This window comes from Streptomyces sp. NPDC096176 (assembly GCF_044763255.1).
Classification (GTDB): Bacteria; Actinomycetota; Actinomycetes; order Streptomycetales; family Streptomycetaceae; genus Streptomyces.
This window is the reverse complement of record NZ_JBIWFV010000019.1, coordinates 56,807-81,660: the sequence shown is the minus strand read 5'-3', so window position 1 is coordinate 81,660 and position 24,854 is coordinate 56,807. Positions and strand designations below refer to the sequence as shown.

22 protein-coding genes and 1 pseudogene are annotated in these 24,854 nt (G+C 71.1%); 14 read left to right on the top strand and 9 right to left on the bottom strand.

What is annotated here, in order from left to right; genetic code table 11:
* Positions 1-79 precede the first annotated feature (79 nt).
* The gene (locus ACIQ7Q_RS33160; protein ID WP_403870561.1) at positions 80-889 is read left to right on the top strand and encodes an SGNH/GDSL hydrolase family protein; all 810 of its coding nucleotides are present in this window, start codon (positions 80-82) and stop codon (positions 887-889) included.
* Positions 890-1,024: 135 nt separating this feature from the next.
* On the opposite strand, the gene ACIQ7Q_RS33155 is transcribed toward ACIQ7Q_RS33160, so the two are convergent.
* Positions 1,025-2,026 (bottom strand): serine/threonine-protein kinase, encoded by a 1,002-nt coding sequence (locus ACIQ7Q_RS33155; protein ID WP_403870558.1) that lies wholly within the window; start codon positions 2,024-2,026, stop codon positions 1,025-1,027.
* A gap of 282 nt (positions 2,027-2,308) precedes the next feature.
* On the opposite strand from ACIQ7Q_RS33155, the gene ACIQ7Q_RS33150 reads away from it, so the two are divergent.
* Positions 2,309-2,572, top strand: coding sequence for a hypothetical protein (locus ACIQ7Q_RS33150; protein WP_403870555.1), 264 nt, complete (start codon positions 2,309-2,311; stop codon positions 2,570-2,572).
* A gap of 60 nt (positions 2,573-2,632) precedes the next feature.
* Here the strand turns inward: ACIQ7Q_RS33150 and ACIQ7Q_RS33145 are convergent, their stop codons facing one another.
* From ACIQ7Q_RS33145 to ACIQ7Q_RS33135, 3 genes and pseudogenes are all read right to left on the bottom strand, one after another.
* Entirely contained in the window at positions 2,633-3,829 is a 1,197-nt protein-coding gene (locus ACIQ7Q_RS33145; protein ID WP_403870552.1) for a CaiB/BaiF CoA transferase family protein, read from the bottom strand.
* An 83-nt stretch (positions 3,830-3,912) separates the two neighbouring features.
* Positions 3,913-4,689 (bottom strand): annotated as a pseudogene (locus ACIQ7Q_RS33140) (ABC transporter permease).
* Positions 4,686-5,705, bottom strand: coding sequence for an ATP-binding cassette domain-containing protein (locus ACIQ7Q_RS33135; RefSeq protein ID WP_403870549.1), 1,020 nt, complete (start codon positions 5,703-5,705; stop codon positions 4,686-4,688). The pseudogene ACIQ7Q_RS33140 and the gene ACIQ7Q_RS33135 overlap by 4 nt, the downstream one beginning before the upstream one ends.
* Positions 5,706-5,767: 62 nt before the next feature.
* On the opposite strand from ACIQ7Q_RS33135, the gene ACIQ7Q_RS33130 reads away from it, so the two are divergent.
* Positions 5,768-6,475: a TetR/AcrR family transcriptional regulator gene (locus tag ACIQ7Q_RS33130; protein WP_403870546.1), complete on the top strand. Its 708-nt coding sequence runs from the start codon at positions 5,768-5,770 to the stop codon at positions 6,473-6,475.
* A 22-nt stretch (positions 6,476-6,497) separates the two neighbouring features.
* Here ACIQ7Q_RS33130 and ACIQ7Q_RS33125 read toward each other — a convergent pair whose 3' ends face one another.
* Genes ACIQ7Q_RS33125 through hmgA form a run of 3 tightly spaced genes read right to left on the bottom strand, consistent with a single transcriptional unit; the run spans position 6,498 to position 9,862 of the window.
* Positions 6,498-7,685, bottom strand: coding sequence for a type ISP restriction/modification enzyme (locus ACIQ7Q_RS33125; RefSeq protein ID WP_403870544.1), 1,188 nt, complete (start codon positions 7,683-7,685; stop codon positions 6,498-6,500).
* 43 nt (positions 7,686-7,728) lie between these two features.
* A complete protein-coding gene (locus ACIQ7Q_RS33120) occupies positions 7,729-8,481 on the bottom strand; it encodes a GntR family transcriptional regulator (RefSeq protein ID WP_403870541.1) in 753 nt (250 codons plus the stop codon).
* A gap of 28 nt (positions 8,482-8,509) precedes the next feature.
* Positions 8,510-9,862: a homogentisate 1,2-dioxygenase gene (gene hmgA / locus ACIQ7Q_RS33115; RefSeq protein WP_403870538.1), complete on the bottom strand. Its 1,353-nt coding sequence runs from the start codon at positions 9,860-9,862 to the stop codon at positions 8,510-8,512.
* Positions 9,863-10,062: 200 nt separating this feature from the next.
* On the opposite strand from hmgA, the gene ACIQ7Q_RS33110 reads away from it, so the two are divergent.
* From ACIQ7Q_RS33110 to ACIQ7Q_RS33070, 9 genes are all read left to right on the top strand, one after another.
* Entirely contained in the window at positions 10,063-10,638 is a 576-nt protein-coding gene (locus ACIQ7Q_RS33110) for a TetR family transcriptional regulator (RefSeq protein ID WP_403870535.1), read from the top strand.
* Positions 10,639-10,791: 153 nt separating this feature from the next.
* Entirely contained in the window at positions 10,792-13,053 is a 2,262-nt protein-coding gene (locus ACIQ7Q_RS33105) for a molybdopterin oxidoreductase family protein (RefSeq protein ID WP_403870532.1), read from the top strand.
* A 133-nt stretch (positions 13,054-13,186) separates the two neighbouring features.
* Positions 13,187-14,632 carry a CitMHS family transporter gene (locus ACIQ7Q_RS33100; RefSeq protein ID WP_403870529.1) on the top strand — a complete coding sequence of 482 codons (1,446 nt, stop codon included), beginning with the start codon at positions 13,187-13,189 and terminating at the stop codon, positions 14,630-14,632.
* Positions 14,632-15,906, top strand: coding sequence for an MFS transporter (locus ACIQ7Q_RS33095; RefSeq protein ID WP_403870526.1), 1,275 nt, complete (start codon positions 14,632-14,634; stop codon positions 15,904-15,906). Before ACIQ7Q_RS33100 ends, ACIQ7Q_RS33095 begins: the two co-directional genes overlap by 1 nt.
* A 118-nt stretch (positions 15,907-16,024) precedes the next feature.
* Positions 16,025-16,732: a hypothetical protein gene (locus tag ACIQ7Q_RS33090; RefSeq protein ID WP_403870524.1), complete on the top strand. Its 708-nt coding sequence runs from the start codon at positions 16,025-16,027 to the stop codon at positions 16,730-16,732.
* Positions 16,733-17,009: 277 nt separating this feature from the next.
* Positions 17,010-17,639: a class F sortase gene (locus ACIQ7Q_RS33085; RefSeq protein ID WP_403870605.1), complete on the top strand. Its 630-nt coding sequence runs from the start codon at positions 17,010-17,012 to the stop codon at positions 17,637-17,639.
* Positions 17,640-18,388: 749 nt separating this feature from the next.
* Positions 18,389-19,783, top strand: coding sequence for an aldehyde dehydrogenase family protein (locus tag ACIQ7Q_RS33080; RefSeq protein WP_403870521.1), 1,395 nt, complete (start codon positions 18,389-18,391; stop codon positions 19,781-19,783).
* Between the two features lie 33 nt (positions 19,784-19,816).
* Entirely contained in the window at positions 19,817-20,899 is a 1,083-nt protein-coding gene (locus ACIQ7Q_RS33075; protein ID WP_403870518.1) for a zinc-binding dehydrogenase, read from the top strand.
* A 719-nt stretch (positions 20,900-21,618) separates the two neighbouring features.
* Entirely contained in the window at positions 21,619-22,989 is a 1,371-nt protein-coding gene (locus ACIQ7Q_RS33070; RefSeq protein ID WP_403870515.1) for an MFS transporter, read from the top strand.
* Positions 22,990-23,068: 79 nt separating this feature from the next.
* Here ACIQ7Q_RS33070 and ACIQ7Q_RS33065 read toward each other — a convergent pair whose 3' ends face one another.
* Entirely contained in the window at positions 23,069-23,464 is a 396-nt protein-coding gene (locus ACIQ7Q_RS33065) for an ATP-binding protein (RefSeq protein WP_403870512.1), read from the bottom strand.
* Positions 23,461-23,682 (bottom strand): hypothetical protein, encoded by a 222-nt coding sequence (locus tag ACIQ7Q_RS33060; protein WP_403870509.1) that lies wholly within the window; start codon positions 23,680-23,682, stop codon positions 23,461-23,463. Before ACIQ7Q_RS33060 ends, ACIQ7Q_RS33065 begins: the two co-directional genes overlap by 4 nt.
* A gap of 110 nt (positions 23,683-23,792) precedes the next feature.
* On the opposite strand from ACIQ7Q_RS33060, the gene ACIQ7Q_RS33055 reads away from it, so the two are divergent.
* Both ACIQ7Q_RS33055 and ACIQ7Q_RS33050 read left to right on the top strand, forming a co-directional pair.
* A complete protein-coding gene (locus ACIQ7Q_RS33055; RefSeq protein ID WP_403870506.1) occupies positions 23,793-24,644 on the top strand; it encodes a helix-turn-helix domain-containing protein in 852 nt (283 codons plus the stop codon).
* A complete protein-coding gene (locus ACIQ7Q_RS33050) occupies positions 24,625-24,834 on the top strand; it encodes a DUF397 domain-containing protein (protein WP_403870504.1) in 210 nt (69 codons plus the stop codon). The genes ACIQ7Q_RS33055 and ACIQ7Q_RS33050 overlap by 20 nt, the downstream gene beginning before the upstream one ends.
* Positions 24,835-24,854 lie beyond the last annotated feature (20 nt).

Below are 24,854 nucleotides of genomic sequence, written 5' to 3'. Positions count from 1 at the left end.
TTCTTGGCATGGACACTTCCGGTGAAGTCTGTCCGCTGCTACGAAAGTTGAGGCAGAGATCCTGCTAAAGGGAGGTTCCATGAATCTGTCCCGAGTCGCGGCATTCTCATCCTCACTCCTCCTCGGCGCTGTCCTCGCTCTCGCCGGAGCGGGCCCGGCGCAGGCCGACACCACCGCCCAGTCCCTGGACTACGTTGCTCTCGGCGACTCCTACTCCTCAGGAGTGGGAGCCGGCAGCTACGACAGCTCGAGCGGCAACTGCAAGCGCAGCACCCGTGCCTACCCGAGGCTCTGGGCCAACGCCAACTCACCCTCGTCGTTCGCGTTCACGGCTTGCTCCGGCGCCCGTACGGGTGATGTCACGGCCAATCAGCTTCTCCCCCTCAACTCCTCCACCGACCTCGTATCCATCACCATCGGCGGCAACGACGCAGGCTTCGCCGACGTCATGACCACGTGTGTCCTGCAGTCGGAGGCCACCTGCGTCAACCGTGTCGCACAGGCCAAGGCGTACGTCGACACGACCCTGCCCGGAAAGCTCGACCAGGTGTACTCGGCGATCACCGCCAAGGCCCCCTCGGCCCAGGTCGTCGTCCTCGGCTATCCCCGTTTCTACAAACTGAGCGGCACCTGCGTCGCCGGCTTGACGGAGAACGAGCGGGCCGCCATCAACGGCGCCGCCGACCACCTCAACACGGCGATCGCCAAGCGCGCGGCCGATCACGGTTACGCCTTCGCGAGCGTCGTCGGCACCTTCACCGGACATGAGATCTGCTCCGGTTCGTCCTGGCTGCACAGCGTCAACTGGCTCAACATCGGCGATTCGTACCACCCGACGGCGTCCGGCCAGTCCGGCGGCTACCTGCCCGTGTTCGCGTCGAACGCCTGACGCGCGCAGCTCCGTCACCCTGCCACGACCGGGATCGGCCCTCCACACGTCTCCGGTCGTGGCTCTTTCGGGTTCGGGCACGCACAGGTGCCCGGATCCGGGGCAGAGCTCCGGGGGCAGACCTCCGCCGAACGCCTAGGCGGTCCCCGCCAGTGCCCAGACCAGGGCCACGAGGAAGAGCAGCAGCAGGGCAACCCCGACGGCCAGCACCGTCGTGGCCCGCCGGGAGTCGTCAGTTGGCCCGGGGGTCTCCGCCACCACCGTCCCGGCCCTCGCCGAAGCGGATTCCGGCTCCCGGGCGTGCGCGGGGCCCGTGAAGCGGGAGTCCGTCGAGGGCGACGCGGTCACCGGCACGTCCGTCCGCGCGGCGCCGCCGGAGCTCGCCAGGCGCAGCAGGTGCTCCGCTTCCGCGACGTCCATCCGGTCCGACGGATTGCGGTGCAGCAGCCCGGTGACCACCGTTTCCAGCGCGTCTGCTCCGCCCCGTGATGGATGCACAGCCGGGTCGCGGTTCGCGCCGAACGCGGAGCGTCCCTGAGTCGCCGCGTGCAGCAATGCCCCCAGGGACCACAGGTCCGAGTCCGGGCCCGGATCGCGGCCCGCCACCGTCTCCGGGGCGCCGAACTCGGGGGAGTCGCGCGCCGTCAGGGTGCCGAAGTCGGTGACCATCACCCGGCCGTCGTTGGCGATCAGCACGCTCGACGGCTTCACGTCCCGGTGCAGTACCCCGGCGGCGTGCGCCACCCGCAGAGCGGCCAAGACCTCCGCCCCGATGTGCGCGGCGCGACGTGGTGGCAGCGGCCCTTCCGCTTCGAGGACGTCCGCGAGGGTGAGGCCACGCACCAGTTCCCTCACGATCCACGGCCGACCGTCCTCGGTGACGACGTCATGGACGGCCACGACGTTCCGGTGCGAGACGCGGCCGGCGGCGCGCGCCGCGTTCTCCAGGTGTTCGTACAGCCGGCGCGTGTCCCCGGGTCCGAGTGTCTGTGGCGCCCGGACCTCTTTGATCGCGACGTCGCGGGTCAGCACCTCGTCGCGGGCCAGCCAGAGCACGCCCCCACCGTCCTCGCCCAGCAGGCTCAGCAGCCTGTAGCGCTCCGCGATCAGCCGTACCGTTCCCGGCACTTCGCTCATGGCCGGCCCCCTGTCCGCAATCAGCGCCGTAACCCGGTGGAAACCACTTCAAGCTAGCTCAACTCGTCTTGTTTGAAACTGCCCTGAGTGGTCATCAGTACGACTGAGGCCGGAAATCGCATGCACGCTGTCCAACTCGCCCTGGAAATCGCCATATTCGGAGAGTAATCGTCAACCCGCGTACGGGTGTGGTGAATCATGCGGGCGGGATACACGGGTGTCCCGGCGGGGAGATAGGGTTAACCTGCCCGGGCCGGGTGCCTCGTACGGGTGGGGAGTGACATGGAACAGATAACAGTGCGCAGCAGGGCGCGAGTGCCTGCCATCACATGCGGGAGCGGAGCGACCAGTTCGCGTCTCGACCGCCACCTGTCGGTGCTCGGCGGTCCCGTCGTGCCGCAGCGTGAGTCGGCCGAAGCGACTCTGCTGATGCGCGAACTGACCTCGCGTGATGCGGCGCACCGCCGCAGGAGCAAGAGTGCGCGTGTGTCGCTCTTCGCGCCGCTGCGGCGGCTGCGGCGTTCGCTCTTCGGCAGTCGCGGCTGACCCGGCACCCGGCCGCACCACCCACCGGCCCTCGCGTCGGGACGACCGCGCCCACCCCGCTCAGGCGACCACACCGTCCCGGCGCAGTACCGCAGCGGCTTCATCCGTCATCCCCATGGCCCGAAGCAGCGCATCGGTGTGCTCTCCGAGACCGGGAATCGACCCCATTCGCGCCGGCTCCCCGCCCGGCAGCGTGATCGGGGGAAGCATCGCCCGCAGCGGTCCCGCCGGTGACCCGATCTCGCGCCACCGGTCCCGTGCCGCAAGCTGCGGATGCTCCGCCACGTCCGCCACGGTGTTGAGCCGTGCGCAGGCGATACCTGCCGCCTCCAGCCGCGCGACCGCCTCACGCGCGTCCAGTCCCGCCAGCGCCTTGGCGACCACGTTGCCCGTCCGCTCTCGGTTCGCGGTACGGGCCGTGTTGGTGGCGAACTCCGGATCGTGAGCCAATTCCGGCCGCTCCAGAACCTGTTCGGCGAGCCGCCGCCACTCGCGGTCGTTCTGGACGGACAGCAGCACCTGACCCCCGTCGGCGGTGGCGTATGCGTCGTACGGGGCGATGACGGCGTGCGCGAGACCCGTGCGCGCCGGTGCTTCGCCGCCGTGCATCCCGTGGTGCAGGGGGTGCCCCATCCACTCTGCCAGCGACTCCAGCATCGAGATCTCCACCGGCCCGCCCCGCCCCGTCGTGCCGCGCCGCAGCAGCGCTGCCAGGACGCCGGAGAAGGCGTACATCGCCGCGGCGATGTCGGCCGCCGGGATGCCCGCCTTCACGGGCTGCTCGGCGGTCCCCGTCACGGATGCAAGGCCGGCTTCGCACTGCACGAGCATGTCGTACGCCCGCTTGTGCGCGTACGGGCCCTCGGAGCCGTAACCGGAGATGTCGACGGCGACCAGCCTCGGATGGGCGGCGCACAGGGCGGCGGCGTCCAGGCCGAGCCGGGCTGCCGCGCCCTGGGCCAGGTTCTGCACGAACACGTCGGCGTCCGCGACGAGCCGGTGCACGATGTCGAGGCCGCGCGGGTCCTTGAGGTCCACGGCGATGGATTCCTTGCCGCGGTTGCACCACACGAAGTGCGAGGCGAGGCCGCGGGCGGCGGTGTCGTAGCCGCGGGCGAAGTCACCGCCGTCCGGTCGCTCCACCTTGATCACGCGGGCGCCGAGGTCGGCGAGCTGGCGGGTGGCGAACGGGGCGGAGACGGCCTGCTCGACGGCGACGACCGTGATGCCGTCCAGGGGCAGTGGCTGTTGGTTCATGACAGCCGTGCATATCGTGTACGTGCCACCTTTGTCACCACCCCGGTGTTCTCGACCGAGGTGGCGAGCGGTGTCGCGCGGGGTCAGAAGCGGGTGTGTCTCCGGATCGCCAGAGGCACGCACACCGCCAGCAGCACCAGCGACCAGCACACCGCCCCCGCGACCGGATGGGCAACGGGCCAGGCCGCGTCGGCCGCCGGGGCGGTGTTGCCGAACAGGTCGCGCACCGCCGCCGTGACCGCGGAGATCGGGTTCCACTCGGCGATCGTCCGCAGCCGGTCGGGCAGACCGTCGGTCGGCATGTACGCGTTCGACAGCAGCGGCAGCATGAACGTCGCGCCGCCCAGTTGACCGGCCGCCTCCTCGCTTCACGAGACGAGGCCGAGGAGGATGCCGACCCAGGTGGTGGCGAAGCGGAAGAGCAGCAGCAGCCCGAAGCCGCCCAGGGCCTCGAGCGCGCCGCTCTCGATCCGCCAGCCCATCGCGACCCCGACGAGCATCAGCGGGACGAGCCCCACGGTGGTGGTCACGAGGTCCGCCGCGGCCTGGCCGAGCGGAACGGCGGCCCGGCTCATCGGAAGCGTGCGGAAGCGGTCCATCACACCGCGATGGGCGTCCTGGGCCGCGGCGAACATCCCGGTCATGATGCCGTTGGCCGCGGTCGCCACCAGCAGCCCCGGGACCAGGAACGTCCGGTACTCCTCGCCAGGCATCGCCATCGCGCTGCCGAAGACGTACCCGAAGAAGAGCAGGAACACGATCGGCATGGTCTGTGTCATGACCAGGATGGCCGGGGCGTGCCTGACGCGCTGGAGATGGCGGCCGAGGACGGCGGTGCTGTCGAAGACGAGTGTGCTCATGCGGCGGGCTCCTTGCGCGAGTGGTCGGTGGGAGGGCCGTCGGCGACCGGATGTCCGGCGCTCGGGCGGTCGGGGACCGGATGTCCGGCGCGCTTGCGATGGGTGAGGCGCAGGAACACCTCGTCGAGGGTCGGCGGGCGCAGGCCGGCGTCGACGACGCCGACACCCGCCGCGTCGAGTTCGCGCACCAGCAGGGGCAGGGTGACGGTGGGGTCGGTGGTGACGGCCCCCGCGGTGCGTTTCTCCGCGTCGAGAACGGGCTCCGAGCCGGTGAGCTGGTCGAGTACGGCCGCGGCGGCGGGTAGCGCGGCCGCGTCGAGGACGACCACTTCCGCGTAGCTGCCGACCAGCGCCTTCAGTTCGGCGGGCGTGCCGCTGTGGGTGGCCCGGCCGCCGTCGATCAGCACGATGTCGTCGGCGAGTTGGTCCGCCTCCTCCAGGTATTGGGTGGTCAGCAGCACGGTCGTGCCCTCTCCGGTCAACTCCCGCACCGCGTCCCAGATCCCGTTGCGGCTGTGCGGGTCGAGACCTGTGGTCGGCTCGTCGAGGAAGAGCACGTCGGGCCGGGTGATCAGGCCGGCGGCCAGGTCGAGCCGGCGGCGCATCCCGCCCGAGTAGGTGCGGGCCGGCCGGTCCCCGGCCTCGGTCAACTCGAACCGTTCCAGCAGCTCGGCCGCACGCGAGCGGGGTGCCCGCAGCAGCCGTGCGAACAGCCGCAGGTTCTCCGCGCCCGTCAGGTCGCCGTCGACGGAGGCGTACTGCCCGACGACTCCGATGCCGCGACGGACGGCGGCGGGTTCGCGTCGCACGTCGTGCCCGGCGACCTGGGCGCTGCCCCCGTCGGGGGCGGTCAGCGTCGTCAGGATCCGCACGGCGGTCGTCTTGCCGGCGCCGTTGGGGCCGAGCACTCCGCAGACGGTGCCCCGGGGCACGGCGAGATCGAGGCTCCGCAGGGCGTGGACGTCGCCGAAACGCTTCTCGAGACCTTCACTAAGTACAGCGTACGTAGAAGCCATGCATCGACCGTACCTCACTACGTACGCTGTACGTAACTAGGATGTGAGGGAGGTGATGTTCCATGGCGGGCCGAGCGGCCGAACCGGAAGTGATCTGGGCGCGCCCCGAGCGCACGGGCCGCGGCCCGAAACCGGCGTACAGCCGGGATGACATCGCGGCTGCCGCGGTGCGTGTCGCGGACGCGGACGGGATCGACGCACTCTCCATGCGGAGGGTGGCGGCCGAACTCGACTGCGGCACCATGTCGCTCTACAACTACGTGCCGCGCAAGGCGGATCTGTACGAGCTGATGGTCGACGCGGTCAGCGGCGAGTACGAGCTCGACGGCCCACCCGTCGGCGACTGGCGCGCCGACATGCTCGCCCTGGCCCGGCAGACACGCACGATCATGCACCGCCACCCGTGGCTGCCCGGCGTGTTGTCCGGCGCGTACGCCTTCGGCCCGAACGTCCTGCACTACATGGAGTGGTGCCTGGGCGTGCTCGAAGGCCTGGACGCGCCGGCCGGCACGAAGATGGAGCTCATCGCCATGGTCAACGGCTCGGTGATGACCTACGTCGCGAACGAGCTCGCGATCGCGGAGCGGGCGCGTGCACTGCCGTGGTCGCAGGAGCAGGAGCAGACCGTGCGGACGGAGTATCTGCGCGAGCGGGTGGGATCGGGGGCCTATCCGCGGTTGGCTGCGGCGCTGGCGGAGGGGCCGGGCCCAATGGACCCGGAGGAGGGGTTCGAACGGGTGCTGGGGCGGGTGCTCGACGCGTTCGCCTAGAGGGCGCCCGCTGCCTGGGAGGTCACAGCAACGCGAACTGGCCGCCCGGGCCTTCCTCCTCGTGGTCGAGGACCGACGCCGGTCGCCGCACCCTACGCGGCGGCGGCACGATCCCCGCGGACCGGAGCTCGCCGGCGGAGATCCGTGGACCCGCCGCCAGCGCCTCCCTGCCCGGCTCCAGTTCCGCCAGCAGCGCGAGCACCGTGATCAGCTCCAGGAGTTCCGAGGTCCACTCCTGGGGCCAGCTCGCGGGCCGCAGTGCCTCCAGAGTGCCGGGCTCCGCCGGGGCCGTGCGCTGTTCGAACCAGTGCTCCAGCACCCGTACCCCGCCCAGTTCGAAGTCCCAGGCTTCGTGGGGCACGGGGGAGACGCGGCCGGTGCCGCCGATGACCAGGGCTTCATCCGTGGGGTCGTAGCCGATCGAATCGGGCCGGGGCGGCAGGGCCGCGCGGACGTACGGCCTGCGTCCGCCGGGCAGTCGCGGCCGCTCACCGCCCCGCGCGCCGCGCAGCATGACGCGGGTCATATCCCGGCCCAGGGCCACCCCGGACGCCCAGACGTCCGCGTCGCCGGTCAGCGGCACCGCGCATCCGGCGGGGGACGGCTGCGCGGCCGCCACCGCCCAGGCGGCCAGCTCCTCGGCACCCACCTCGTGTCCGTACCGTTCACCGAGCAGGCCCGTCAGGCCGGGCGCGAGGTTGGGCTCGAGGCCGCCGGGTCGCCGGTACAGCGGCCGGACACGGCCCGGACGCCCGCCGGGTGAACGTCCCTCCGGAAGCAGGGCGGAGACCACCAGGCGCGGTCCGTGCTCGACGACGAACAGCTGCCGCTCGTCGAGCACTCGCCACAACTCGGGCCGTGCGACGTCGATCAGCCGGTGGTCCGGTATCAGCCACTGCTCGTCGAACGCGCCGTGCAGGACTCGTACGGGCTCGGGGCAGCGGCCGGTCTCCTTGGCGACATGTCCCGTGGTCGCCGACCGGCCGGGCAGCTGCGCCACCGCGCTGTGCCCGCTGCGCGCACGGGTCGGGCGGAACAGCGCGTCGCGCTCGTCGCCGACGGACCGAACGAGTGTGTTCCAGCGGGCCTTCAAAGACGCGGCATCGGGCGCCATCACCCAATCCCGGCCGAGTCGCAGCGGAGCCACGGACCAGGGCATGAGGTCGTCGAGCAGCGGCATGTCCTCGGCGAGAGCAGTCACCGTCCGCATGCTAGCCAGGCGGCTCGGTCCGCTGCATCCACGGTGCCGGACCTCAGTCCGCCGCGTCCACGGTGACGGAGAAGGAGAACCGGTCACCGCGGTAGCGGATGCGCGCCACGTCGACGACCCGCCCGGACTCGTCGTACGTCACACCGGTGTAGTGCAGGATCGGGCTCAGCAGCGGCACCCGCAGCAGCTCCGCGGTCCGCGGGTCCGCGAGCCGCGCCTCCACAGTGTCGGTGATCCGGCTGATCCGGACGCCGAGTGCGTCCCGCAGCACCTTGGTCATCGGCCAGCGCTCCAGGTCCGCGGTGTCGAGACGGGCGGCGATATCCGGGTGGAGGGCGTTCTCCGCCCAGTTGGTGGGCTCGCCGCTCTCGCCGTCGCAGCGCAGCCGCCGGTACATCACGACCTCGGCCGCGCCCGGGAAGTGCTCCGTGAGTTCCCCGGGCACCGGCTCCGGACCGTGGCCGAGGATCGTGGTGCGCTCGCCGGACTGCTGCGCGACAATCGCGTCGATCGAGCCCAGCAGCCGGCGGGGCGCACCGCGTCGCGCCCCCGGTTCGATGAAGGTGCCGCGCCGCCGGTGCCGGCTGATCAGGCCCTCCTCCTCGAGCTCCTTGAGGGCCTGCCGCATGGTCAGGACGCTCACCCCGTAGTGCTGGGCGAGCTGCTCCTCGGTGGGCAGCCGCAGCGAGGCCTCGGGGCCTCGGCCCAGTATCGAGGCGCGCAGCGACTGCGAGACCTGGTACCACAGCGGCAGCTTGCGGTTCAGGACCAGCGAGTCGGGGGCGAAGGAGGTCACGGCATCTCCGTTACACGGCAAGTCTCCACTACGGCCTGAAGTGGCGTTCCAGACCCTGCCATACGTCGTCGTAGCCCTTCTGCAGATGGTCGGCGCTCGCCGCCTGGCCGGTGGTGGTCACAGGCCAGCGGGTCTCGAACATGAACGCAAGCCCGTCGTCGATCTTCTGCGGCTTGAGTTCCGCGGCGCTTGCCTTGTCGAACGACTCCCTGTCGGGGCCGTGCGCGGACATCATGTTGTGCAGCGAGCCGCCGCCCGGCACGAAGCCCTCGGCCTTGGCGTCGTACGCGCCCTCGATGAGTCCCATGTACTCGCTCATCACATTGCGGTGGAAGTACGGCGGGCGGAAGGTGTCCTCGCCGACCAGCCAGCGGGGCGCGAAGACGACGAAGTCGACGCCCGCGAGACCGGGGGTGTCCGACGGCGACGTGAGGACCGTGAAGATCGACGGGTCCGGGTGGTCGTACGAGATGGTGCCGATGACGTTGAAGCGGCGCAGGTCGTAGACATAGGGGACGTGGTTGCCGTGCCAGGCGACCACGTCCAGCGGGGAGTGGTCGTAAGTCGCGGCCCACAGGTTCCCGCAGAACTTGTTGACCACTTCCACCGGGCCCTCGACGTCCTCGTAGGCGGCGACCGGGGCGAGGAAGTCACGGGCGTTGGCGAGGCCGTTCGCGCCGATGGGGCCGAGGTCGGGGAGCTGGAAGGGCTGTCCGTAGTTCTCGCACACGTAACCGCGGGCGGTCGGGCTCTGCCCGGCATCGGACGCGGTGTCCAGGAGCTCCACACGGAAACGGACGCCGCGCGGGATCAGGGCGATCTCCCCGGGGCGGGCAGGCAGCAGACCGAACTCGGTGACCAGCAGCAGTCCGCCGCGTTCGGGGACGATCAGCAGCTCGCCGTCCGAGTTGCTGAACACCCGGTCCGTCATGGACGTATTGGCGTGGTAGAGGTGCACGGCCATGCCCGTGCGCTGGGTCGCGTCGCCATTGCCGCCGAGTGTCCACAGACCGGCCAGCCAGTCGGTGCCGTTCGCGGGCTCCGGCAGCGGGTTCCAGCGCAGCCGATTGGGGTCGGGCACGGTCTCGGTGAAGGGGGCGCTGCGCACATGGCCGTTGTCGATGCGGGTGAACGGGGGGTGCGCGGCCGACGGGCGGACGCGGTACAGCCAGGAGCGCCGGTTGTGCGCGCGGGGCTCGGTGAAGGCGGAACCGCTGAGCTGCTCCGCGTACAGCCCGAGGGGGGCGCGCTGGGGAGAGTTGCGCCCGTGGGGGAGTGCGCCGGGCACCGCCTCCGAGCTGTGCTCGTTGCCGAAGCCGGGGGAGAACGACTGGTCGTTGAGCCCCTCGACGATCTTCCGCGCCTGCTCGGTGCCGCTCATTGCCCGCTCCTGGTGCTGAAGGTCTGTGAAACCATTCCTATGGACAACCGTAGGATTGCAGGTCCGCTCGCCGACGGCAACGGAGCGGCATGATGGACCGCGTGTCCCGCGCCCGCACCCGCCCCGATTCCCCACCCTCTTCTTTCTCTTCCCCTTCGCCCTCCCCTTCTCCTTCCCATGCCCATCTCCGCCGTGCGCCCGTGCAGCAGCGCAGTGCCGACCGGCTCGCCCGGATCCTGGACGCCTGCGCCGAAGTCCTGGACGAGGAGGGCTACGAAGAGCTGTCCACCCGCACGGTGGCGGCGAGGGCGGGCGTACCGATCGGCTCCGTCTTCCGCTTCTTCGGCAACAAACGCGCCCTGGTCGAGGCCCTCGGCCGGCGCAATCTGGACAGCTTCGCCGAGAGCGTCGCCGGGCGGCTCCCGGCACTGCCCCCCGCTGACTGGCGGGGTGCCGTCGATGCCGTGCTCGACGAGTACCTGGCGATGAAGCGGACGGTGCCCGGGTTCGGCCTGGTCGACTTCGGCGCACAGCTACCGGTCGGCGCCCCCGCTGCCTGCGCCAACCACGAGGTCGCCGACCGGCTGGCGGACCTGCTCGCGGCGCATCTGGGGCGCCCGGCGGACGTACGGCTGAGGCGGACGGTCCTGGTCGCGGTCGAGGCGACGGACGCGCTGCTGCAACTGGCCTTCCGGGTGCGGCCATCGGGCGACGAGGAGATCGTGGCCGAGACGCGCGAGCTGGTACGGGCGTATCTGGCGAGGGTCTTCGACTGAGGTCGCGCGGCCTCGGGCGGGGGCGGGCAGGGGTCGGACGGGCGCGTGCCCGGCCCCGAAACCGTGCCGGGATCGGGCTTCCCGCGCATGCATACCGGTCGGTATGCTCGGTCGGGCCAGCACCACGCCGCTGCCGCCGCCCGGGGAGGGCCCATGTCCCGCACCGCACCCGCCGCCCGTACGACATCCGCCCCGCCCGGTGCGCCCGCCGCGCAGAGCACCCGTACCGCCCTGCGCATCTGCCCGCTGTGCGAAGCGACCTGCGGACTCACCCTCACCATCGAGGACACCCGCGTCACCCGAGCTCGCGGCGACCGGGACGACGTCTTCAGCCAGGGCTTCATATGCCCCAAGGGCGCCTCGTTCGGTGAGCTCGACGGCGACCCGGACCGACTGCGCACCCCACTGGTCCGGGAGAACGGCGAACTGCGGGAGGCGACGTGGGCGGAGGCCTTCGGTCTGATCGCCGCACGCATCCGGCCGCTGATCGAGGAATACGGACCGAACGCCGTCGGAGTTGTCCTCGGCAATCCCAACGTCCACACGATGGCCGGCGCCCTCTACCCGCCCGTCCTGCTCTCCGCACTGCGCACGCGGAACGTCTTCAGTGCCTCCACCCTGGACCAGATGCCCAAGCACGTGTCCAGCGGTCTGCTCTTCGGCAGTGCGATCGCCATCCCGGTCCCCGATCTGGACCGCACCGACCATCTGCTGCTCCTCGGCGCCAACCCCCTCGAATCCAACGGGAGTCTGTGCACCGCACCCGACTTCCCCGGCAAGCTCAAGGCGCTCCGCCGCCGCGGGGGCACCCTCACCGTCGTCGACCCGCGCCGCACCCGCACCGCGCAGCTCGCCGACCGGCATGTCGCCATCCGGCCCGGCACCGACGCGTTGCTGCTGGCCGCGCTCGCCCAGGTCCTCTTCGAGGAGGGACTCACCGACCTCGGCACACTCGCCGAACACGTCGGGGGAGTGGCCGAAGTCGAGGCCGCCGTCAAGGACTTCACCCCCGAGGCCGTCGCAGCGGCCTGCGACATGAACGCCGAAGAGATCCGGGTCATCGCCCGGGAACTGGCCGCCGCCCCCACCGCCGCCGTGTACGGGCGCATCGGCAGCTGCACCGTCGAGCACGGCACCCTGGCCAGCTGGCTCGTGGACGTCCTCAACGTCCTGACGGGGAACCTGGACCGGCCCGGCGGCGCGCTCTTCCCGCTCGCCGCGACCGACCGGGCACCGCGTCCGGCGGCTCCCGGCAAGGGCTTCGCGCTCGGTCGATGGTCCAGCAGGGTCGGCGGCCATCCCGAGGCCAAGGGCGAACTGCCGATCACCGCGCTCGCCGAGGAGATCGAGACCCCGGGCGACGGCCGGATACGTGCCGTCATCGCCATCGCCGCCAACCCGGTGCTCTCCGCCCCGGACGGCGACCGCCTCGACCGTGCCCTGGCCGGCCTCGACCTGATGGTCAGCGTCGACCCGTATCTCAATGAGACCTCACGCCACGCCGACGTCGTACTGCCCCCGCCGCCGCCCGCCCAGAGCGCCCACTTCGACTTCGCGTTCAACGCCCTCGCCGTACGCAACCAGGCCCGCTTCTCACCGGCCGCCGTGCCTCTGGAGACCGGGCTGATGGACGAGTGCGAGATCCACGCCCGGCTTGTCCTCGCCGTCTCCGGGATGCACGGAGCCGAGCCTTCCGCCGTCGACGACATGGTCATCCAGAAGGCCCTGGCCAAGGCGGTCGCCGACCCGCACTCGCCCTTCCACGGACGGGACGCGGCCGAGCAGGCCCTCCTGCTGTCCGGGGGCAGCGGGCCGGAGCGGCGGCTCGACATGATGCTCCGCCTCGGCCCGTACGATCTGACCCTCGAGGACCTGCGACAGGCGCCGCACGGCATCGACCTCGGCCCCCTGCAGCCCCGCATTCCACAGATCCTCAAGACCCGCAGTGGACGCGTCGAGTTGCTGCCCGGCCCGATCGCCGCCGATCTGCCGAGGCTGCGGGCGGCCCTCGACGAGCGGCCCGCCGGCCTCGTCCTGGTCGGCCGCCGCCATCTGCGCTCCAACAACAGCTGGCTCCACAACGTGCCCGCCCTGAACGGCGGGTCCAACCGCTGCACGCTCCACATCCACCCCGACGACGCTGCCCGGCTGGGGATCGCCGACGGTGCCACCGTGCGCATCACCGCGGACGGCGGTCATGTCGACGCCCCCGCTGAGATCACGGACGCGGTCCGCACCGGTGTCGTGAGCCTGCCGCACGGCTGGGGACACGACCGGCCGGGCACCCGGCTCTCGGTGGCCGCGGAACGCGCCGGAGTCAACGTCAACCAGCTGCTCGACGGCTCCCGGCTCGACCCCCTGTCGGGCACGGCGGTGCTCAACGGCTTCCCCGTCGAACTGGCACCCCTGCGATGACCTGGGCTTTTGCTCGTATTGCTCACAGGTCAACGTCTTGTTAACGGCAGATGGCGACACCTAACGTCATCCGGACCGCCCCCGGTGGCCGCTCCTCCGGTGGGAGTTCAAGGATGAACGTTAGGTGTCCCCCATGCTGACAATCCTCGGCTTCGCCATGATCGCGACCTTCCTGGTCCTGATCATGATGAAGAAGATGTCGCCGATCGCGGCGCTGGTCCTCATCCCCGCACTCTTCTGCGTCGCCGTCGGCCAGGGTGCACAGCTCGGGGACTACGTCCTCGAAGGCGTGGGCAACCTCGCCCCCACGGCCGCGATGCTGATGTTCGCGATCGTCTACTTCGGAGTGATGATCGACGTCGGGCTGTTCGACCCGATCGTCCGGGCGATCCTGCGCTTCTGCAAGGCGGATCCGCTGCGCATCGTCATCGGTACGGCGGTGCTCGCCGCCATCGTCTCGCTGGACGGAGACGGCTCCACCACCTTCATGATCACCGTCTCGGCGATGTATCCGCTCTACAAGCGCCTGAAGATGAGCCTGGTCGTGCTGACCGGCATCGCCGCCACGGCGAACGGCGTCATGAACACCCTGCCCTGGGGCGGCCCCACCGCCCGTGCCGCCACCGCGCTCAAGCTGGACGCGGCCGACATCTTCGTCCCGATGATCCCCGCGCTCGGGGCGGGGCTCCTCTTCGTGCTCGTCCTCGCCTATGTCCTGGGACGGCGCGAGCGCAAGCGCCTCGGCTACCTCACGCTCGACGAGGTCATCGAGACGGAGACGGAGACGGTTCTCGTCAAGGCCGGCTCCGGCGGCGAGGGCTCCGGCGACAAGAGCGCTGCGTCCGGCGGCTCGGGTTCCGGCGGCCAGAGCGCTGCGTCCGGCGGCTCGGGCCCCGCGCCCGCCGAAGGCTCCGCGTCCCCGCAGGAGGACGGCGGATTCCAGGGCCTGGACCCGAACCGCCCCACCCTGCGCCCGAAGCTGTACTGGTTCAACGCGGGCCTCACTGTCGCCCTGCTCACGGCCATGATCATGGAGCTGCTGCCGATCCCGGTGCTGTTCCTGCTCGGCGCCGCCCTCGCCCTGACGGTCAACTTCCCCAAGATGGCAGAGCAGAAGGCCCGTATCGCCGCACACGCCGACAACGTCCTCAACGTCGCCGGCATGGTCTTCGCCGCCGCCGTCTTCACCGGCGTTCTCACCGGCACCGGCATGGTCGAGCACATGGCGGACTGGCTCGTCGGGGCCATCCCCGAGGGCATGGGCCCGCACATGGCCATCGTCACCGGCGTACTGAGCCTGCCGCTCACCTACTTCATGTCGAACGACGGCTTCTACTTCGGCGTCCTGCCGGTCCTCGCGGAAGCCGGCGCCGCTCACGGGGTCTCCCCGCTGGAGATCGCCCGGGCCTCCCTGGTCGGTCAACCCCTCCACATGTCCAGCCCGCTGGTCCCCGCCGTCTACGTCCTCGTCGGCATGGCGAAGGTCGAGTTCGGCGACCACACCAGGTTCACCGTGAAGTGGGCGGCCCTCACCTGCCTGGTGGTGCTCGGGGCCGGGATCCTCCTCGGCATCATCTGATGGGCCGACTCTGGCTGCTGCGCCTCGTCATCGCCTTCTGCTTCGCGCAGGCGGCGGTGGCGATGGCGCGTCCGGCCGTCTCCTACCGGGCCCTGTCGCTCGGCGCCGACGAGCGGGCGATCGGCGTGATCGCCGGTGTGTACGCCCTGCTTCCGCTGTTCGCCGCCGTACCGCTGGGGCGCAGGACCGACCACGGCCGCTGCGCACCGCTGTTGCCCGCCGGTGTCCTGCTCATAGCCGGGGGCTGTGCGCTCAGTGGTCTGGCGAACTCAGCTCCCGCTATGGCCGCTTGGAGCGGCGTGATGGGGCTCGGTCACCTCTGCTTCGTCATCGGTGCCCAGTCGATCGTGGCCCGCCAGTCCGCCCCGGCCGAACAGGACCGCAGTTTCGGGCACTTCACCATCGGCGCCTCCCTCGGCCAGCTGATAGGGCCGGTTGCCGCCGGCATGCTGATCGGCGACGACATGGCCCGTACGAGCGCCTTCGCGCTCTTCGTCTCCGCGGCCGTCGCCGTGGCCTCCTTCACCTCGCTGTGGCGGATCGAGCGCCGTCCGGGGGAAGGTGGGGGAGGGGCGAAGGAAGCCCGGACGAAGGTCCCGGTGCACCGCATCCTGCGTACGCGTGGCGTTCCGGCGGGGATCTTCATCAGTCTCGCGGTGCTGTCGGCCACCGACGTCCTCACCGCCTACCTCCCGGTCATCGGCGAGGAACGCGGTATCGCGCCCGTCGCCGTCGGAGCGCTGCTGAGCCTGCGGGCCGCCGCGACGATCGCCTGCCGGCTGGTGATGACGCCGATGATCCGCCTCCTCGGCCGTACGGCCCTGCTCATCGTGACCTGTCTGCTCGGCGGACTACTCTGTGCGGGCATCGCGCTGCCGGTACCGGTGTGGGCGCTGGCCCTGATGCTGGCGGCTCTCGGCTTCTGCCTGGGGGTCGGCCAGCCGCTGTCCATGACGACGGTGGTCCAGGCGGCCCCCGCCCGGGCCCGCTCCACGGCGCTGGCCCTGCGGCTGACCGGCAACCGCCTGGGCCAGGTCGCCGCGCCCGCCTCAGCCGGGCTGATCGCCGGTCTCGCCGGCACGGCAGCGCCCTTCGTGATGCTGGGCGCCCTGCTCCTCGTGTCGGCGGGGATCGCGGTACGGACGAGGCCGAACGGGCTACCGGGGCACGCGTCCGCGGGGGACGACGGAGCCGGTGGGGCCGGCCGGGACGGTCAGGCCGAGGGCACGGAGGCGGCGGGGTCCCCCGGTCGGCATACACATCGTGTCCGCTAGTGGGGGCATTTCTGACGGTTTCTCAGCGTTTCAACGCTTCTTCCTGCTGATTCTGTGACATCTAGTCAGCTGATCGCGTGATCAGTATGACAATCGGATCGGCTTGAAGGAGCCTCGCATGAGCACGACTGCACCTCTCCGCCTGCGCCGCACACGCACGGCGGCGGCGGCCCTCGCCGCTCTGTCCTGCGCCGGCATGACACTGGCGGGGGCGTCGGCGGCTGTCGCCGCCCCCGGTGACAGCGGAGACCTCAAGATCCACAACGCCGGCGTCGAGCACTGGGACACCCGGGACGACATCAAGGGAGTCTGCAAGTTCAGCCTCAGCGCGTTCAACTTCGAGAGCCTGACGCAGCTCACCTGGACCATCAATCCGCAGCCCCCGACCGCCGCCGGGGCCACCCTGACGGACACCCTCGTGCTGATCGCGGGCCGCGGTCACACGGGTGAGTACTCGCTGCCCGACGGCGAGTACATGCTCACCTGGACGGCACCGAGCGGTCCGAGGCAGAAGATCTTCACCGTCGACTGCGACAAGTACGGCAACAAGCAGGGCGCGGGCGGCGGCGAGAACCAGCACGGCAAGGAGCAGGACAAGGGCAAGATCGAGGACGAGAAGGGATCGGACTGGGAGAAGGACGCCAAGGGCTCGCCGCACGGCGCGGTGCCCGCGGGTGGCGGCGGCGCGGCCGCCGACAACGGTGAGGGCAACGGGAACAACGGCTCCTCGGCCGGCGTGACCACCGCGCTGGTCACTGGTGCGGCCGGTGTGGCCGGACTGGTTCTCGTCCGACGGGCTCGCCGCCGCGCCCATGGCGCCGCGTAACGTCCGCAGCCGTCGCCGCCGACGCGGACCGAGCCGCGCCTGCCGTCTGACCGTCACGCTCAGCGTGACGGCCGCGCTGGTCACCGGCGTCGTCCGGGGGTGTGGGGACCCGCCCCCGGACGCGCCGGCGGTCACCGTCGCGGCCGACGTGTCGACGTCCGGAGCCGATGCGCGGGCATCGTCGAACGGGCCGCACAGGATCGACCTGCCGCCGCTCTTCCCGCGCACCGCCGGCCCGGACACCCAACAGGCCGCCGCGACGCCGGAGCAACCGGCCGTGAATCCGGGGTCACCGACCGCGGCCGGGCTGCCGGCAGGGGCCCCGGGGTCACCGACCGCGGCCGGGGCCACGCCCGGGAGCCCGGAGCCGTCCCAGTCGGTCGTCCCCGGCCCGTCCCCCGCGCCCCGGAAGGCCAAGCCCGTTCGGGGCGGCCATGCGCCACTGCCCCGTTCCGCCGCCAAGAAGCTCACGATCCCCGCCATCACCATCGAGTCACCGGTGACGGGGCTGGGTCTCGACAAGCACCGTCGGCTCGCGGCGCCTCCGGTGGACAACCCGCGCCTCGTCGGCTGGTACCGCGCCGGGCCGTCCCCCGGCGAGGCCGGTACGGCTCTGCTGGTCGGACACCGCGACACCAGGACCGGTCCCGCCATCTTTCTGAATCTCAACGCACTGAAACCGGGTGACAAGGTCAACGTCGTGCGCGCGGACCGGCGGACGGCCGTGTTCACCGTCGACAAGGTGCGCACATACAAGAAGGAGGCGTTCCCCGACGCCGAGGTGTACGGCCACACGGGCCGGCCGGAACTGCGGCTGCTCACCTGCGGCGGCAGCTTCGACAAGAAGGCCGGCTACTCCGCCAACGTCGTTGTCTTCGCCCACCTGACGGACGTCAAGCAGTTGTGATGCACGCGGGGACGGTCCGCCACAGCGCGACCGCCCCGCGGCCGGGCCGGCGGAGCGGATCCCGCATGGTGGACACATGCGTAACGAGCGGCGCTTCGGCCTGCGCGATCCTTTCCCCGACGGGACGAAGTGGGCTGGCTTCTGGCGACGCGGCTGCCCCTTCTCATCCCGGGCGGGACCCCATGACTCGCGCCATCACCCCGCACGACGTCAGCAAGAGATGAGGCCGTGCTTCCCGCGCCGTCGACCGCTTCCCCTCGGTGTCGCACCGGGGGAGTTCCTCCTTCCGCTGGGCCCCTCCCGCTGCGGCAACGCTGCTGCGCATGATCGCCGGGCTCGAGGACATCACGGAGGGGGAGCTGCTGCTGGAGCGATGGCCCAGGTCGGTGGAGCCGTGGCGGTGCTCGACGAACCGGATCCGGTTTCCAGCCGTGAGCGGCAGATCTTCGGAGTGAGCGATCTCGTCGTTCGCACCGGGCCCGACCCTGTGGCTGCGGACGGGTGCGCAGGTCCCGCTGCTCGTCGACCTCGCGCACCTGTACGTCTTCGACCACCGGGGCCGCCGGATCTGCCAGGCCCCGATGGACCTCCCCGACCTCGACGCGTAGGGCCCGCTCCGGTAGGACGGGGCCGGACTGCCCGGCCGCGCGGCCCGCCACGTAGCCTCCATCACGCCGGTTGCCCCTGGTGCCATAAAACTAACGGCGCTAGTTTGGGGCGCACACTACCGCGAGGCGTGGAGGAGAGCGATGAAGGCCCACGACGGGATGTACATCGGCGGCCAGTGGCGGCCCGCCGCGGCACAGGACACGATCGCGGTCGTCAATCCGGCGGACGAACAGGTCATCGCGCATGTCCCGGCGGGCACCGCGGTGGACGTCGACGATGCCGTGCGTGCCGCCCGCGAGGCCCTCCCGGGCTGGGCCGCGACGCCGCCCGCCGAACGTGCGCAGCGGTTGGCGGCGCTCCGCGACGAACTCGGGCGGCGTACGGAGGAGATCGCGGAGACCGTCACCACCGAACTCGGCGCACCGCCCGCCCTGGCTCTCGCCGTCCACGCGAGCCTGCCCGTGATGGTCGCCGGCTCCTACGCGGAGCTCGCCGGCGCTTACGCGTTCGAGGAGAAGATCGGCAACTCCACCGTGCTGATGGAGCCGGTCGGAGTCGTCGGGGCGATCACGCCCTGGAACTACCCCCTGCACCAGATCGTCGCCAAGGTGGCCCCCGCGCTCGCCGCCGGCTGCACGGTCGTTCTGAAGCCCGCGGAGGACACGCCCCTGACCGCGCAGCTCTTCGCGGAGGCCGTCCACGAGGCAGGCGTACCGGCGGGCGTCTTCAACCTCGTCACGGGTCTCGGACCCGTCGCCGGCCAGGCGCTCGCCGAGCACGAGGGCGTCGACCTGGTGTCCTTCACCGGCTCCACCGCCGTCGGCCGCAAGATCGGTGCGACAGCGGGCGGCGCCGTCAAGCGCGTCGCACTGGAGCTCGGCGGCAAGTCCGCCAACGTGATCCTGCCGAGCGCCGACCTGGCCAAGGCCGTGAACGTCGGCATCGCCAACGTGATGTCCAACTCCGGGCAGACGTGCAGCGCCTGGACCCGGATGCTCGTGCACAAGGACCAGTACGAAGATGCCGTCGCCCTCGCCGCGGCCGCTGTCGCCAAGTACGTCCCCGGTGACAGGGTCGGCCCGCTCGTCAACGCCACGCAGCAGCAGCGGGTGCGCGGCTACATCGAGAAGGGCGTCGAGGAGGGCGCACGGCTCGTCGCGGGCGGCCCGGACGCGCCCCTGGAAACGGGCTACTACGTCAGCCCGACCGTCTTCGCCGACGTCACCCCCGACATGGCCATCGCCCAGGAGGAGATCTTCGGCCCGGTCGTCTCGCTCCTGAAGTACGAGGACGAGGACGACGCCCTGGCCATCGCCAACGGCACCGTCTACGGCCTCGCGGGTGCGGTGTGGGCGGGACACGAGTCCGAGGCGGTCGCCTTCGCCCGCCGGATGGACACCGGGCAGGTCGACATCAACGGCGGTCGCTTCAACCCGCTCGCGCCCTTCGGCGGTTACAAGCAGTCCGGCGTCGGCCGGGAGCTCGGCCCGCACGGTCTCGCCGAGTACCTCCAGACCAAGTCCCTCCAGTTCTGACCGTTCTGAGTTCTGAGCGTTAAGGAAACGATTGTGGTCCGTGCAGCCGTACTGCCCTCCGTCGGCGCTCCCCTCGAGATCACCGAGATCTCACTGCCCGACCCAGGCCCCGGGCAGGTCCGCGTCAAGCTGGCCGCGGCCGGGGTGTGCCACTCCGACCTGTCCCTGTCCAACGGCACCATGCGGGTCCCCGTCCCCGCCGTCCTCGGTCACGAGGGCGCCGGCACGGTGCTCGCCGTCGGCGAGGGCGTCACCCATGTCGCCCCCGGCGACGGCGTCGTCCTCAACTGGGCGCCGTCCTGCGGTCTCTGCCACGCCTGTGTGATGGGCGAGGTGTGGCTGTGCGCCGACGCGCTGACCGGCGCGGGCCGCGTGCACGCCGTCACGAAGGACGGCACCGAACTCCATCCCGGCCTGAACGTCGCCGCGTTCGCCGAGGAGACGGTCGTCGCAGCGAACTGCGTGCTGCCCGTCCCCGACGGCGTGCCGCTCACCGACGCCGCCCTGCTCGGCTGCGCCGTCCTCACCGGCTACGGCGCCGTCCACAACGCGGCGCGGGTACGCGAGGGCGAGTCCGTCGTGGTCTTCGGCGTCGGAGGGGTGGGTCTCGCCACCCTCCAGTCCGCGCGCATCGCCGGCGCCGGCCCCGTCATCGCGGTCGACGTCTCCCCGGAGAAGGAGGAGCTGGCCCGGCGGGCCGGCGCGACCGACTACGTGGTGGCCTCCGACGCCACCGCGAGGGAGATCCGCGGGCTCACGGACAAGCGGGGCGCGGACGTGGCCATCGAGTGCGTCGGCCGCGCCGCGACGATCCGCACCGCCTGGGACTCCACCCGCCGCGGCGGCCGGACGGTGGTCGTCGGCATCGGCGGCAAGGACCAGCAGGTCACGTTCAACGCGCTCGAACTCTTCCACTGGGGCCGGACCCTCTCCGGCTGCGTCTACGGCAACTCCGACCCGGCACGGGACCTCCCGGTCCTCGCCGCCCACATCCGCGCGGGCCGCCTCGATGTCAGCGGCCTGGTCACGGAGCGGATCGGACTCGACGGGGTGCCGGGCGCCTTCGACGACATGCTGGCGGGGAAGGGGGCGGGGCGCTCGCTGGTGGTGTTCTGACGGGAGGCCCTGATGGGGGCTTTGGCTCGCCGCCTCGTCGGGGGCTCTGCCCCGAGCCCCGCGCCACGCGACCTCCGGGTTGTGGTGAAGGCAAGGTATTTCCACTACGCCCGGAGGTTTCTTCCTGATCAACTACCGACGCGAGTCACCAACCTCATGGCCGAGTACATTCAGCAGCGACCTGTGATCAGCGCCCTCGAAGCCGATAGTTGGCGTTTGTGTCCCTCGAGGAGGCGACTCCTCGAGGCAGTGTCCCGTTCAGAAGGTCAGTCTTCCCTCGGCATTCAGGCGCGGATCTCCAGGCCGACGATCGGCGTGCCGGGCTCGATGCGGTCGTTGTCGACCAGCCACTTCTGCACGGCGGCGACCATGGCTTTGAACTCGCGGGCGTCGAAGCCTTCTTCGCCGGAGCCGGGTCCGCCGGTTGTCGGCGTAGGCCCGCTCCTGCTTGCCGTCGCGCGGCCGCCTGCTGCTTCTCACTCATAGCGGCGAACGCGGCCGCCGTCACCCGCTGCGGCACGCCGATGCCCTGGTCCAGCTGTGTTGGTCCGGTCCGGGCGGAGCCCGGTTCAGGAAGGGGCGGGGTGGGAAACGCCCTGCGCAGCGGCGCCCCACGTCCCCCCGTCCAAGAATTGTCACCGCCCATCCCGTTGACTCCATACCCACTGGTCGGTACGTTCCCCGCACTCCCGTCCCCGCACCCAGTGGAGTGTGCACGCATGGACAGCCCCGCCCCCGCTCCCGCCACCCCCACCGCTCCCGCCGATCCGCGACGGCGGCGCGTCGCCACCGCCGCCGCGCTCGCGTCGGCCGTCGAGTGGTACGACTACTTCGTCTTCGGCATCGCCGCCGCGCTCGTCCTCGGTGACCTGTACTTCCCCGCCGGCAGCTCCTCCGCCGGCGTACTGGCCGCCTTCGCCACCTTCGCCGTCGGTTTCCTCGCCCGCCCCATCGGCGGCGTCATCGCCGGGCAGCTCGGCGACAAGCGGGGGCGCAAGCCGATGCTGGTCCTCGCGCTGACCCTGATGGGCGTCGCCACCGCCGGGATCGGACTGCTGCCCACGTACGAGACGATCGGCATCGCCGCGCCGATCCTCCTCGTCCTGCTCCGCATCGTGCAGGGCATCGCCGTCGGTGCCCAGTGGGGCGGCGCGATGCTGATGGCCACCGAGTACGCCCCCGAGGGCAAGCGCGGTCTCTACGGCAGCCTGGTCCAGCTCGGCGTCCCCATCGGCGTGGTCACCGCCAACACCGTCTTCCTGGTCGCGGGATCCGTCACCAGCGAGTCGACCTTCGCCTCCTGGGGCTGGCGCGTGCCGTTCTTCGTCGGCTTCCTCGTCCTCGGCCTCGCCTGGTACATCCACACCAAGGTCGAGGAGACTCCTGAGTTCCGCGAGGCCGAACGGGCTCTCGCAGAGAAGGAGAAGGGCGAGACGACGTCACGGTCGCCCCTGCGCACCATCCTGCGCAGCCACCTCGGCACCGTCTTCCTGGCCGGCGGGTCGTTCGCCGTCAACACCGCGACCTTCTACATCATCATCACCGGCGTCCTGGACTACGCGACCCGCGAACTCGACATGAAGCGCAGCGCCGTCCTTGCCGTCTCCCTCTGTGTGAGCCTCACACAACTGGTGCTGATACCGGCGGCGGCCGCACTGTCCGACCGCATCGGACGGCTGCGGATCTACGCGGCCGGCGCGATCGGACTGCTGGTGTGGGCCGTGCCGATGTTCCTGCTCATCGACACCGCCTCGCTCCTCTGGCTCGGTGTCGGAACCTTCGTCACCAGCTGCTTCCTGAGCATCATGTACGGCCCCCAGGCGGCGCTGTTCGCCGAGTTGTTCACTGCGGAGATGCGCTACACCGGCGCCTCGCTCGGCTACCAGATCGCCGCCGTGTTCGGCGGCGGCCTGGCGCCGTTCATGATGGTCCTGCTGCTGGAGGCGACCGGCACGTCGATGGCCGTCTCGGCCTACATCATCGGCCTCGCGGTGATCGCCCTGATCTCGATCAGGATCCTCGCCTCCCGCGCCGTGCGGAACACCCCGGCCGCCCCGTCGCCCGTCCCCTCGACGGCCTCCGCCGACTGACGCCGCCAGCCCCGGCCGCGGCGCCCCGCCGCGGCCGGGACACGCACCCACGGCCACGGCCGCACGCTGTGGGCCACGATCAGGTCCCTGCCGAGTCCTCGGGCAGCTCGCACCACACGGTCTTGGTGAGCGCGTTGCGCACCACGCCCCAGCGGCAGGCGACCGCGTCCAGCAGCGTGAGCCCGCGGCCGCCCTCCGCGTCGCACTCGGCGTACGCAGGGGCCGGCTCGGCATCCGGAGCGGAATCCGTGACCTCCACCCGCGTCACGCCGTGACCCGCGCAGGAAACCCGCAAGGTCACGGGAGAACCCTCCCCGACGTGCCGCACGACGTTGCTCAGCAGCTCGCTCACCGCGAGCTGCACGTCGGGGCAGTCACGCCCCAGATGCTCGCGGACCGCATGCCGCAGCAGCGGGACCGCCTTCGGTGCGGCGAGCAGGTCCGCCTCGAACGCCGGGGCCGCCGCCCGCCTCATCGCCCCACCGCCTCGCGCAGCACGGCCGCGAGCCGGTCGGCTGTGGCGAGGTTGCAGTTGCCGAGCGAGACGAGATGGCGGCAGGGCAGGGATCCCGCGTAACTCGGCAGGTCGACGCCGAGCGAGGGCAACGTGATCCCGTGCGCCCGCAGCGCCTCCCGCAACCGGTCGACGCTCGCCTGGACATCGGGCCCGGCGGGGGAGAGATGCTCGTTCATGAGGGCCACTTTCGTGTGCGGTGTGTGACGTTCACGACACACAGTGGCGTCTCCGTCCGTACGGTTGAAGGGTTTTCGACTCCACCGCACGGACCGTGGAACGGGGAACGATGGCGGCACGCAAGGACATTGACGGCTCGGCGAGCGTCCCCGCGCTGTACGGGGCGGAGCTGCGGTACAAGAGAGAAGCGGCCGGGCGCACGCTCCAGGAAACGGTGGAGGGCAGCTTCTACGGTGTGAGCCTGTTGAGCGAGATCGAGCGGGGCACCCGCCGCATGCCGCTCGACCTGGCCCGCCACGTGGACCGGCTACTGAGCACGGACGGCTTCTTCGAGCGCCGGTGCGAGGACGTCCGCCGGGCGAAGAAGGGTGTGCATGCCGAGTACTTCGTCCAGGTCGCGGACTTGGAGAGGCGGGCCCAGGTCATCGAGAAGTGGACGCCCGCCCTGCTGCCGGGCCTGTTGCAGACAGCGGCGTACGCGCGAGCAGTCATCCACGCCGCTCACCCGCTGGACCAACCCGACGAAGTCGAGGCCAAGGTGGCGGCCCGTGTGCGGAGGGCAGAGCTGTTCGTCGACCCGAAGATGCCCGAGTACTGGGCCGTGCTCCACGAGTCCCTGGTGACCCAACCTCTCCTGCCCGCGGCCGACATGGCCGCGCAACTGGACCACATCGCTGCTCTGGCGGAGTGCCGTCGCATCGTTCTACAAGTTCTGCCGTGGAACGGGCCCACCCGCCCGTTCATGGAGCTGGACATGATGTTCATGCGCTTCGCCGACGCGCCGCCCCTCCTCTACACGGAAGGCCCGTATCACGGTCAGCTCATCGACGATCCGCTTCTCGTCGGGCAGTACAGGAAGGCATACGATCGGCTCAGGGCCGCCGCATTGTCTCCGGAGGCCTCCCTGGCCATGATCCGAGCAGTGGCGGAGGACTACCGAAATGGGCAGCATCCGGCCTGAGTTGAGCGCCGCCGTCTGGCACAAGAGCAGTTACAGCAACGGGGACGGCGGCGAGTGCGTCGAGGTCGCCCGAAACCTCCCCGGCATCGTCCCCGTGCGCGACTCCACGGTGCCGCATGGCCCCGTGCTCGTCGTCAGCGCCGACGCGTGGGTGCCGTTCGTCGACGGGGTCAGGCACGGCACCTGCTGAAACGCCGGGCCGCGCACGGC